We start from the raw sequence: 10585 nt of genomic DNA on the forward strand, positions 1-10585 counted from the left end.
CTGCCTTTGGGCTGCATTTTGTCAAGATAAAAAATCAAGATGCTGCTGCAAATTTAAAAATTGCCAGCTTTCGCTTCTTTTTGGATGATTTTCCGCATTCGAGTGTCTAATGTGTTCTTTGAGTTCGGATTGAAAAAGATGTTGACGTTGTAAATTGTGTTTTTGACTCGCATGGTCAACATTCCATCCGCAGGGCGATGTTCGGTCAAAGTGATAGTTTCACTCATTCGTGCTCCTCCGTTTATAATGTGTGTTCAGTGTCTTTTGGCTGAGACTGTGATTTTTTCTCTTCAAGAGCTGCCTTGCTATCATTCAACTTTTTCAGCACCGATTCCTTTTCCGGGGTCTTGCCGCCCGGTGCGGAAAGCTGCTGATTATTCAGCACCATGTCGATATACTTGCGGATATTTTTCAGTGCGGAGATATCCGGCTGCAAGGTTTCAAGTTGGGCACGCAGCTCTGCGCTGCCGGATTGCAGCGCAGAAAATTCGGCATCCAATGTCGAAAAATCCACCGCCGTGCTGCCGTTCAGTTTCATCAGAGTGCGGACAGCTTTATTGAAAGCGTCCAATTCCTCCTTGTACTGGCTGGCATAGGCATCTTTCGTCAGCTTGAAGTTCTTTTTTAGAAAGGTATCGTGGATAGGCTTCAGCTTGGCATGGATGATCGCAGCATTCTTGATCTGAGCGATTGCCCGCATCCGATTCTCGTTCTGCTTCAACTGCTTGCGGAGAGGGGCGGCAGTCTGGTTTAAGCTGTCAATAGCTTGGTTCAAATCTTCAACGGTGTTCAGTGAATGGGCTTTCAGGTAGTCCACCGCCTGTTTGACTTCCTCAAAGTCCCGGACAGTGCATTTCAGTTTTGCCTTGCCAGACCAATCACTGCGCTGTTCGTTGCGGAGGTTGAAGTAGTCCACCAGAAGGTCGGAAAGCGTTGGCTCTTTGGCTTGTTCCAGTGCGTCCAGAAGAATCTGCTTCTTTTCGGTCAGGTCTGCGATCCAGCGTTGCAGGCCCCGGATGGTGTTGCGGATGGACTGCATCAGGCTGTTGGCAGCGCGAATATCCCGGTTGAGATTTCCGAGAAAGGTTTCCACTCCACGCTTTTCCATCTGGTGTGTGGCGGGGCCGAGATGCACGGTCGGTATCTGCTGCACTCCCTGACGCTCGAATGAGCGGAGATCAACACGCTCCGGTCTGCCTGCAGCTTCCAGATAGCGGTTGGTGATGGTCTCCCAGCTATGCCGCCAGACCTCGGCGTACTTCTGGTCGTTCCAGTCCACGGTGTTTTTCTTGTGACACTTCCAATTCCCGGATGGAAGCTGGATGCGCTTACCGTTTTCGTCAAGGTCGTACACCTTTCGGGCTTTCGGGAGCCACCTGCCGTGTTCGTCCATTGCCCGGAGTGTCAGCAGAATGTGGGCGTGTGGGTTTCCATCGCCCTTGTCGTGGATGGCAAAATCGGCTATCATACCTTTGGAAACAAACTGCTCGTTGCAAAATTCTTTGAGCATGGGAAGATACTGTTCCTTCGGCACCTCCACCGGAAACGCCAGCACGATGCGCCGGGCAAGCTGCGAGTTCCATTGATTTTCAACGGATTCTACTGCGTTCCAGAGCGTTGCCCGGTCTGCATATCCGGACGGCGCATGGGGCGGCAGCATGATTTCGGCATGGACGAGTTCTTTCTTCTTGTTGTAGAATTTCGTTTTCTGGTCGTACTCGCTGAACAGCCGTTCGCCGCTTTGGTAGGCTGCACCGGCAACAACGGACTGCCCTTGGCTGCGTTTTACGATGGAGATTTTGAAATGCGGACACGGAATAGGAATCACCTCCTTGTGAGCATTTGAAACGTTCCCTTGTAAAAAATGTGGATTTATGATACTATTATCTTGGATAAGTAAACAGAAAGCTGGTGAGCCGATGTCAGAAAGAAAATCAGAACAGGAACTGGATTTTGAACGGAAGCACGAAGAAGATTTGCAGCGGATTCGAGAGTTTCGTTTGATTGATGATGATTTTATGGCTGCGGTGTTTGAAGACCACGACTGCGCAGAGTTCTTGCTCCGAATCATCCTGAAGCGGGACGATTTGGTTGTGCGAGAGGTTTATGGACAATACAGCATTAAAAATTTGCAGGGACGTTCGGTTCGGCTGGACATTCTGGCGGTAGACCGAAACAACCGTGCATATAATATTGAAGTCCAGCGCAGTGACCGGGGCGCAAGTGAAAAACGTGCTCGCTACAATAGCAGCTTGCTTGATGCAAACCTGACAGATTCCGGTGAGGAATACGATGCGTTGAATGAAACTTATGTCATCTTTATCACAGAAAACGATATTTTGAGGGCCGGGCTTCCGATTTATCATATTGACCGAACCGTTCAGGAAACTGGTATGATCTTTAATGATCAGGCTCATATCATCTATGTCAACTCGCAGATCAAGGATGAAACGGCGCTTGGTAAATTGATGCATGACTTTTTCTGTACCGATTCCAGCAAAATGTACTATCCCATTTTGGCCAATCGAGTATGGTACTTCAAAGAAAACGAGAAGGGAGTGGCAACTATGTGCAGAGCTATGGAAAAAATGCGGGACGAAACCGCTGCTGAGCAGAACATCAAAACTCTTTTGGTGTCTGTAAAGAACCTGATGAAAAACATGAATCTCAGCCCAGAACAGGCTATGGATGCCATGGGGATTTCTGAGGATGACCGTAAGATGTTACTGCAAAGAATTTGATGCTCTTTTGATTGAACTTTATCTCTAAAAATTCAAAAGCCGACTAGGATTTTCCCAGTCGGCTTTTGTACTTTATATCGTGTTCTTCTGCAAAAAGATAGCTGCAAAGCAGCGCAAGGAAAATGCAGTTTTCCTTGGGATGGAATCGAAGCTGGCGCACAAACGCCAGCTTCGATTCCATCGAGCCGTCTGCAAGACCGCAATTTCACCGGAACGGTGTATAATTGCGCCCTTTATTCTAAAGGGTTTTGGACGTTGCTGCGTTCGTGAACGTCATGCACCATCTTTGCAAGCGCCAGCACGACTTCAGGTTGACGGAACGAGATCTTCAACAGTTCCATCACCTGATCGTCGGTCAGTTCTCCCGGACAGACCAGAAAACTTTCCAGCATTCCAGCACGGGTGCAAAGACGATGCACACGCTCTCTCCGGTTCAGCTCCGACATCTGGCGTTCAAGGATTTTCTCCCGGTGCTGACAAGCGCGCAGCTTCTGTTCTGCTTTGGCTTTTTCGTTGCGGAGGTAGGCAAGGGCGGTTTTGGGGTGGGTCATGGCATCACGCTCCTTTTTCAAAAACTTTTATTCGTTTACAAACATTTTATAATTCATATTTACCGCCTTGTATTCTTTGAGATAACGAATATAATACGTCTAGGAGAATAGATAAATAATTGAAAAATGATTGCTATATTTGCTGTTAGGAGGTGGGCATAATGAATGCAAAGATACTGATTGCTGATGATGAAAGCGATATTGTTTCTATGCTCGGTAACTTTTTTGAAAGCAAGGGCTTTCGTGTCCTGCCCGCTTTCAATGGTGCAGAAGCACTAAAGCAAGTGGAAAAACAACCGGATATTATTTTGCTTGACATCAATATGCCCGGAACAGACGGGTTAGAAGTTTGCAAGCGTATCCGTGATCACATATCCTGCCCGATCCTTTTTCTGACTGCCAGAATCGAAGATACAGATAAGGTAAAAGGCTTTGCTGTTGGCGGTGATGATTATATTGTAAAGCCCTTTTCCCTCGTAGAGCTTGATGCGCGGGTACGCGCTCACCTGCGCCGGGAAGCACGACATAATTTTGAAGCGCAGATCAAGTTCGTCGGTGATCTGACGATTGACTATTCAGAGCGTTGCCTGTTCTTTAACGGTAAGCGTGTGGGGCTTGCCAAAAAGGAATTTGATATTGTGGAACTGCTTTCTCAAAATCCGGGCCAAGTCTTTGATAAAGAGAGAATTTATGAACACATTTGGGGCTATGACAGCGAGGGGGACAGCAGTGTTGTAGCAGAGCATATCCGCAGAATACGGTCCAAAATCGTGGCATACACCGACCGCATGTATATTGAAACGGTTTGGGGGTGTGGATACAAATGGGTCAAGTAAATTGCCGCAAGCACTATTTATCTCTCCGAAAAAGCCTTGTTCTCTATGTAATTGCCTTTGTTGTACTCGCAGTCTTTCTATCCGTAACAACTTTTTCAATCTGTGATGGTGCTGCCGAGGGTATCAGTGCATCTTATCCTCCGTCCGGCGAAAAATATTATTTGACGAATGAGCAGGGAGAACAGTTGGGCAACGGCGCTTACATCGGGACAGTGCCCGTCCCGATGTCTAAAGAGGACGAGTGTACCATTGCGCTACTGGAGAAACTTCCCATTGTTGCAACTCCTATCTATTCTGCATTCTGTATTATCGCTGCTGCGCTGCTATTTTACAGAAACAGGCTGAAAAAGCCGCTTGTGGAATTGCGGACTGCTTCTGAAAAAATAGCGAACAACGACTTGGACTTTTCAATCGACTATGATAACAACGATGAATTGGGGCAGCTTTGCGCGTCCTTTGAAATCATGCGGACAACCCTTGCGGACAATTTCTCTAAAATGTGGCGGCAAGTTGAAGAACGAAAAGCACTCAACGCCGCTTTTGCTCACGATTTGCGTACCCCTCTGACAGTACTAAAAGGCTATAACGAAATGCTACAAGCCAGCGACAATTCCCAAACGAGGGAAACCGCCGCCACAATGGGAAAACATATTTCCCGTATGGAAAACTATGTAAGCAGTATGAGCAATCTTAGGCGTATGGAAGATACTCAGCCAGAGTACAAGTTGATTGGCTTGCAACCATTGGTATCATCTTTGTATGACAGCGCAAAAATCGTTTGCGCGAAAAATGCAAAAGAGTTGATTTTACAAAATCATATACCCAATTCACAGTTGCCCCTTGACAGCGCATTTGTTTCACAGGTCAGCAATAACCTGCTTGCCAACGCGGTTCGATATGCCCAGACTACGGTAACAATATCTTTCGCCTTGCATGACAACGGCTTGTTGCTTTCCGTATCAGACGATGGGAAGGGTTTTGACAAAAGCAGTCTGCAAAAAGCAACCAGCCCATATTACACAGAGGAAAATAACCATTCCGAGCATTTTGGACTTGGTCTATATATTTGCAAGCTGCTTTGTGAACACCACAACGGCTATTTGAAGATTGAAAATACTGCAACTGGAGCAAATGTATCCGCCTACTTCAAATCTCCTGCCTTGTAGATAAAAAGTAGATATTTCCCCGCTATACTCTCCATGAAAACACATGGAGAGTATTTTATTGCTCCCTATGGAGAAAGGGGCTTTTTATGGAATTAAAAACGATTGGGCTGACAAAAAAGTTCGGCTCCAAAACCGCCGTAGACAATTTGAATATTACCCTGACCAATGGTGTCTACGGCTTGCTGGGCGCAAACGGCGCAGGAAAAACAACGCTTATGCGGCTGCTCTGCAATATCCAAACGCCTACTTCCGGAAAAATCATGCTGAATGGCAGGAGCATTGTTGAACTGGGTGAGAAGTATCGAAACCTCTTAGGCTATTTGCCGCAGCACTTCGGATATTACCCCGATTTTTCAGCGTATGACTTTCTGCTTTACATTTCTGCCCTAAAAGGCTTGGACGAGAAGGCAGCGCGGAAGAAGGCAAAAGAACTGCTGGAAGCAGTAGACTTATCGAGGGAAAGTAAGCACAAAATCAAAACCTTTTCCGGGGGCATGAAACAGCGTTTAGGGATTGCACAAGCCATGCTCAATGACCCCTGCATTTTGATTTTAGACGAGCCAACGGCAGGGCTTGACCCGAAAGAACGCGTCCGTTTCCGCAATTTGATCAGCGCCTTTTCCAAAGACCGCATTGTGATCCTGTCTACGCATATTGTTTCCGATGTGGAGTTTATTGCGGAGGAAATCATTATGATGAAGTCCGGGCAAATCATTCACTTTGGAAATCCGCAAGAGATCACTTCTGAAATCGACGGTCAAGTATGGGAATGTACGGTTCCGACTGCCTATGCGGAAAAACACGCAGCTGCCTACAATACAAGTAATCTGCGGAACATCAGTGGAAACCAGACAATCTTACGGATTATTGGAGATCGTCCGTCTATGGAAAATGCGGTAAGGGTGCAGCCTACTTTGGAAGACCTGTACCTGTTCTATTTCAAAGGGGGCTGTGAAGAATGAAAAAACTGATTCTTTTTGAACTGCGGAAAGCGTTTTCAAAGCGTTTGGCGCTCATCGCTCTAATTGGAATTATCCTGTTCTCTGCCTTGCTATCCTTTTCCACCTTTCAAAACAAATATGCATTTGACCAAAATATCGGTGAAGGTACTGGCAAAACAGCAGTAAAAATCGACAAGGAAATTGCAGCTAAATATGAAGGAATCCTGACAGACGAAAAGGTGCAGCAAATGATGTCTGATTTTGCACCGACCCACGATCTGCATGGTCTCAATGCTATGTACCTGTATCAGAACGCTACGCAATCCGCCGCCTTTTCCCGATTTTCTGATAAAGAGGGGAATTGGAACGGATTAAGTGTTTCGGATGTGTTCGGTAATGAAGAAATTAAAATTGGCTATGTAGATGGTTGGCTTTCAACAAGTAAAAACATGGTGCGGTTTTTTATCGCCCTTGCTCTTGCGGTTATCATCATGCTTGCTCCGATTTTCTCCGGCGAGTATGAAGGCGTTGACAATATCATATTGACAAGCAAATACGGCAAAACCAAATGCGCTACTGCAAAGGTAGCAGCAGGCATTCTTACCGCCATTCTCACTACTGCGCTGGTTGCGGCTTTTAACTTGCTTCTTGCTCTTATCTTTTACGGAACGGAAGGGCTAGATTGTAGTATTCTATTCGCTCCCAGCGACTATGTAGAAGGGTTTATTCCTTTCAATATCACTTGTGGAACATTACTCAAATATCAAATCCTGTTGGCCTTTACCTGTACCCTCAGCGTTACTGGAATTACACTGTTCCTATCTGCAATCAGTAAAAATCAGATTGTAGCTTTGGTTGCGGCGATAGCAATTTTTCTGTTCCCAGTTTTGCTGCCAATCACAGAAGCAAATCCGTTGTTCCGATTGGTTGGACTTCTTCCTATCTATCATGCACTGGCTATTTCGCTCCTGTCGGTGGAACAAATGAGTAACGGTATGCTGTATGCGATATGGGCAATCCCGGCAGCACTACTCTTTTTGGGAGTTGGTGCAGGTATCTCTCGCCGTGTATTTGCCAAGCACCAAGTTTCATAAATATGGAATGATCTACCGGACGACGGCAAAAGAAAAAAGCCGTCGTATAGCAGACATGTCCGCACGCCCATTTTGAAGCGGCGGCTCAATTTTCAGAGCCGCCGCTTCTTTGTGTTTACACAAACCAATGATGACTTGCAGGGATACGGTAGCCGATTGGAGATTATTTTACCATAGCAGATCGGTGCCCCGCACGGGCTGGATAGCCAGTGCGGCACCCCTGACCTGATACGTTACCCCGCCAGCTTCGCCCCTTGCCTTCCGCTGGCACACCTCCGGGTGCTGCGTTGCAAGGGCGTCAAGCTGCTTTTGCAAGACGGGATTCAGCGTGAACACGCTGTAAGTCCCATCCCCACAGTCGTAAATCATCGTTTCCAGCTTACACGGCATCAGTGCGTTCGTCATCTTCGTCCTCCTTGAACATCTCAGGCCCCCAGTCCTCATCGTTCTCAATGTCCTGCGCCAGCTTCTGCATCCCGGCATAGCACTCCATCTCCGCACGCACGAAGTAGAACATCTGGTCGTACCAGCGTTCCAGATGCAGCGATTCGTTCTCCAGCTTGCGGACGAAGTCGAATACCAGCCGGTTCAGGTCAGGGTCAACCGTCAGGCCTGCAACTTCATACAGCCGCTTGCGGGTCAGTGCCAAATCGGGGTTGCCGTAGGCGTAGAGCAGTTTCTTTTCGTCAAAAGTCAGTTTCATAGGCGTATACCTCCGTATCAAAAAAGGGTCTGCCGTGTGCAGACCCGATGTAACGAAAAGACCGCCTTGCAGCCATGCAGAGCGGTCAGAGATGCGATATTGTATTAGACAAAAATCAGCTCGGTCTTGATGATTTCTTCGGCACGGCTGCGGATGCTGTTCATCCGGCGTACCCATTCCAGTTGGTTTTCGGCTTTCAGGGCTTCGGTTACGCCCTCGGCATCCTGCATCTGCCGGATGGTAAGGGCAAGCTGTTCCTCGGCCTGCTTGTCCAGCTTGGCAAGGTAGCCGCTCAGCTCACCGGACAGGAGCAGTTGGTTGTACCGGACAGGGTGCTGTTCTTCCAGATACTTCTTATGTAAGCGGCCCCACCGCCCGGTAGGGTGCTGCTCTGCCGGGGCTGCTGCGGTCAAATTGGGCAGATAGTGGTCATTGACAAGGGTGTAGTCCAGACCGTTGGCGTTGTCATGGATGGATTTTTCAAGTTCGTTCATGCGGATTCTCCTTTCAGTTCATCGGTTGGTTCAAATTGAAGTGCGGTTTTATCGGCAAGCTCTTGTTGAGCCAGCTTTTTCTTTTGGGCATATTGGCGGCAGCGTTCCCTGTTTTTCTGCAAGAGTGCTTCGTATTCGGCTGCTGCCTGCGGGTCAGTTTTAGCAGCTTCTCTCAAAGCCGCTCGTTTTTTCTTACGGTTTTCTCCAGATGTTTTTTGGTACTTTTTACGCTTGGCTATCTGCTGTTCTGTAATCTTTTTCGCATCGTCGTGGTTGATTTCGATTTGGCTGGGAAAAGTATCGCCAATGAAGTTGAAATAAATGTCGATTTGCTGTTGACGGTAGATCGTCCGTCCGCCGGATGCGGAATGGATCACCACTTTTTCTACCAGCTCGTACAGCATATCATCGGTCAAAATTTCACAGTCTTTATATTTCCGAATCAGTTTGATAAATCGTTTCAAATCAACTTTAGTCGTTTCCGTATTATCCAGTTCTTTTTTCAGTTCCGCCATACGGGTTTCACAGCCTGTTTGTTCTTCATCGTACTGTGCCATCAGCCGTTGGAATTGACGCTCCGGGATTTTACCCATAACACTGCTTTCATATAGGCTGCGAATCAAAGTGTCAAGCTCATCCATTCTCTTTTGCACAGCCAGCAGTTCTTTTTTGAACTCATTGGACGATTGGTTGTTCTGGCTTTCCCATAATGCCCGAAGCTGCTCTGCAAATTCCGCTTCATCTTCAAGAACCTTTCCTGTCATTGTTTTTATTGCCTCAAGAATGGCGGCTTCAATCGTCGAGGTCTTTATAAAATGTGATGTGCAGGAAACATACATATTGCGGTACTTGCTGCATTGCCACGAGGAATCCGAATCATACACTACCCCGGAATCCCGATGCTTTGCTTCAGGACTAGAAAAACTCATCCGGGAGCCGCAATCAGCGCAAAAAACGATGCCTGACAGCCGATGCGTGTACGTTCCATCCGGCAGTCTTTTCGGGCAACGTTTCCGAAGACGTTGTGCCTTATCCCATGTTTCTTGGTCAATGATGGCTTCATGGGTATCTCTAAAAATTATTTGTTCTTCCGGTGTGGCTGCTCGGCGTTTTTTCAGCTTGAAGTTTTCACGAATACTTTTGCGCAGCACTGTATGCCCAAGATACTCTTGACGGTCAAGAATATAAGTGATGGTGGTAGTGTTCCAGCGATACGGATCGTGATACGAATGGCATTGTGCAGCTTTTGAACCATGCTGTTCTTCATACGCCGATGGAATCAAAATCTTTTCATCGGAAAGCGTCTGCGCAATTTTGGCCATACTGGAACCGTTTGCGGCCATCTCAAAAATCTTACGAACAACGGCAGCGGCTTCTTCGTCCACATAGAGAGTCTGCTTATCACCGGGAATCCGTTTGTACCCATATGGGATACTGCCGCTGCATCGTTTTCCGTCCTGCATCCGGGATTTGAACACCGCACGAATTTTGTTGCTGGTGTCTTTGGCGTACCACTCGTTCATAATGTTCAGAAAGGGCGTGAAGTCATTGTCCGTGGGATTGGCACTGTCAACATTGTTGTTGATAGCGATGAACCGAACACCCTTGGACGGAAACTGAATTTCTGTGTAAAATCCAACTTCCAGATAATTGCGTCCGAAACGGCTCATGTCCTTTACAATGACAGTTGCAATGTGCCCGGCTTCAATTTCGGCAATCATGGACTGGAAGCCGGGACGATTGAAATTCGTTCCGCTGTATCCATCGTCCGTAAAATGCTGGATGTTGTTAAAGCCGTTTTTGCGAGCGTAATCTTCCAGATACTTTTTCTGATTCAGAATGCTGTTAGATTCACCTTGCAGCTCATCATCTCTGGAAAGCCTTTCGTACAGTGCTGTGATTTTTCCTTGGTTGGATTTTGCCATAGTTTCACCTTCTTTGTTTTTAGTGGGGTTGCTTGATATGTAACAAAGATACGATATTTTTACTCTCTTGTAAACGCATCTTTGTTTTATCCTTGTTCATTATAGCCCTTCGGGTCAGTGACCACATAGGAACT

The 10585-nt window shown here is 47.0% G+C and carries 12 protein-coding genes; 5 read left to right on the forward strand and 7 right to left on the reverse strand.

The annotated features are described in order from the left end of the window. Positions 1 to 53: 53 nt before the first annotated feature. Positions 54 to 227, reverse strand: coding sequence for a hypothetical protein (locus DXA66_RS14785; protein WP_158576396.1), 174 nt, complete (start codon positions 225 to 227; stop codon positions 54 to 56). 14 nt (positions 228 to 241) lie between these two features. Next, positions 242 to 1819, reverse strand: a complete 1578-nt coding sequence (gene mobQ, locus DXA66_RS13895) for a MobQ family relaxase (protein WP_347562892.1) — start codon at positions 1817 to 1819, stop codon at positions 242 to 244. Between the two features lie 100 nt (positions 1820 to 1919). Between mobQ and DXA66_RS13900 the strand changes: the two genes are divergently transcribed. Beyond that, positions 1920 to 2741, forward strand: coding sequence for a PD-(D/E)XK nuclease family transposase (locus DXA66_RS13900; protein ID WP_118529307.1), 822 nt, complete (start codon positions 1920 to 1922; stop codon positions 2739 to 2741). Between the two features lie 233 nt (positions 2742 to 2974). Here DXA66_RS13900 and DXA66_RS13905 read toward each other — a convergent pair whose 3' ends face one another. Beyond that, on the reverse strand, positions 2975 to 3292 hold the full coding sequence (locus DXA66_RS13905; RefSeq protein WP_118529308.1) for a DUF3847 domain-containing protein: 318 nt from the start codon (positions 3290 to 3292) through the stop codon (positions 2975 to 2977). Between the two features lie 161 nt (positions 3293 to 3453). On the opposite strand from DXA66_RS13905, the gene DXA66_RS13910 reads away from it, so the two are divergent. From DXA66_RS13910 to DXA66_RS13925, 4 genes are all read left to right on the forward strand, one after another. Beyond that, positions 3454 to 4128: a response regulator transcription factor gene (locus tag DXA66_RS13910; RefSeq protein WP_118529309.1), complete on the forward strand. Its 675-nt coding sequence runs from the start codon at positions 3454 to 3456 to the stop codon at positions 4126 to 4128. Beyond that, the gene (locus tag DXA66_RS13915; protein WP_118529310.1) at positions 4116 to 5294 is read left to right on the forward strand and encodes a HAMP domain-containing sensor histidine kinase; all 1179 of its coding nucleotides are present in this window, start codon (positions 4116 to 4118) and stop codon (positions 5292 to 5294) included. The genes DXA66_RS13910 and DXA66_RS13915 overlap by 13 nt, the downstream gene beginning before the upstream one ends. 86 nt (positions 5295 to 5380) lie before the next feature. Beyond that, positions 5381 to 6256 carry an ABC transporter ATP-binding protein gene (locus DXA66_RS13920; protein WP_118529311.1) on the forward strand — a complete coding sequence of 292 codons (876 nt, stop codon included), beginning with the start codon at positions 5381 to 5383 and terminating at the stop codon, positions 6254 to 6256. Next, positions 6253 to 7329 (forward strand): ABC transporter permease, encoded by a 1077-nt coding sequence (locus tag DXA66_RS13925; RefSeq protein ID WP_118529312.1) that lies wholly within the window; start codon positions 6253 to 6255, stop codon positions 7327 to 7329. Before DXA66_RS13920 ends, DXA66_RS13925 begins: the two co-directional genes overlap by 4 nt. 168 nt (positions 7330 to 7497) lie before the next feature. Here DXA66_RS13925 and DXA66_RS13930 read toward each other — a convergent pair whose 3' ends face one another. The 4 genes from DXA66_RS13930 to DXA66_RS13945 all read right to left on the reverse strand — a co-directional run bounded on the left by DXA66_RS13930 (position 7498) and on the right by DXA66_RS13945 (position 10451). Beyond that, complete coding sequence (locus DXA66_RS13930) at positions 7498 to 7734, reverse strand: hypothetical protein (protein ID WP_243089115.1); 237 nt, start codon at positions 7732 to 7734, stop codon at positions 7498 to 7500. Next, complete coding sequence (locus DXA66_RS13935; protein ID WP_118529313.1) at positions 7709 to 8032, reverse strand: hypothetical protein; 324 nt, start codon at positions 8030 to 8032, stop codon at positions 7709 to 7711. The genes DXA66_RS13930 and DXA66_RS13935 overlap by 26 nt, the downstream gene beginning before the upstream one ends. Before the next feature lie 104 nt (positions 8033 to 8136). Further along, entirely contained in the window at positions 8137 to 8526 is a 390-nt protein-coding gene (locus DXA66_RS13940) for a TnpV protein (RefSeq protein ID WP_118529314.1), read from the reverse strand. Further along, a complete protein-coding gene (locus tag DXA66_RS13945; RefSeq protein ID WP_118529315.1) occupies positions 8523 to 10451 on the reverse strand; it encodes a recombinase family protein in 1929 nt (642 codons plus the stop codon). Before DXA66_RS13945 ends, DXA66_RS13940 begins: the two co-directional genes overlap by 4 nt. Between the last annotated feature and the right edge of the window lie 134 nt (positions 10452 to 10585).

It is taken from the genome of Faecalibacterium sp. OF03-6AC (genome assembly GCF_003478175.1).
GTDB classification, from domain to species: Bacteria; Bacillota; Clostridia; order Oscillospirales; family Ruminococcaceae; genus Faecalibacterium; species Faecalibacterium taiwanense.

What these genes read in the sequence shown, in the direction of transcription:
- DXA66_RS14785 (WP_158576396.1), bottom strand. Translation starts at nt 227, where the DNA reads ATGAGTGAAACTATCACTTTGACCGAACATCGCCCTGCGGATGGAATG.
- DXA66_RS13900 (WP_118529307.1), top strand. Translation starts at nt 1,920, where the DNA reads ATGTCAGAAAGAAAATCAGAACAGGAACTGGATTTTGAACGGAAGCAC.
- DXA66_RS13905 (WP_118529308.1), bottom strand. Translation starts at nt 3,292, where the DNA reads ATGACCCACCCCAAAACCGCCCTTGCCTACCTCCGCAACGAAAAAGCC.
- DXA66_RS13910 (WP_118529309.1), top strand. Translation starts at nt 3,454, where the DNA reads ATGAATGCAAAGATACTGATTGCTGATGATGAAAGCGATATTGTTTCT.
- DXA66_RS13915 (WP_118529310.1), top strand. Translation starts at nt 4,116, where the DNA reads ATGGGTCAAGTAAATTGCCGCAAGCACTATTTATCTCTCCGAAAAAGC.
- DXA66_RS13920 (WP_118529311.1), top strand. Translation starts at nt 5,381, where the DNA reads ATGGAATTAAAAACGATTGGGCTGACAAAAAAGTTCGGCTCCAAAACC.
- DXA66_RS13925 (WP_118529312.1), top strand. Translation starts at nt 6,253, where the DNA reads ATGAAAAAACTGATTCTTTTTGAACTGCGGAAAGCGTTTTCAAAGCGT.
- DXA66_RS13930 (WP_243089115.1), bottom strand. Translation starts at nt 7,734, where the DNA reads ATGACGAACGCACTGATGCCGTGTAAGCTGGAAACGATGATTTACGAC.
- DXA66_RS13935 (WP_118529313.1), bottom strand. Translation starts at nt 8,032, where the DNA reads ATGAAACTGACTTTTGACGAAAAGAAACTGCTCTACGCCTACGGCAAC.
- DXA66_RS13940 (WP_118529314.1), bottom strand. Translation starts at nt 8,526, where the DNA reads ATGAACGAACTTGAAAAATCCATCCATGACAACGCCAACGGTCTGGAC.
- DXA66_RS13945 (WP_118529315.1), bottom strand. Translation starts at nt 10,451, where the DNA reads ATGGCAAAATCCAACCAAGGAAAAATCACAGCACTGTACGAAAGGCTT.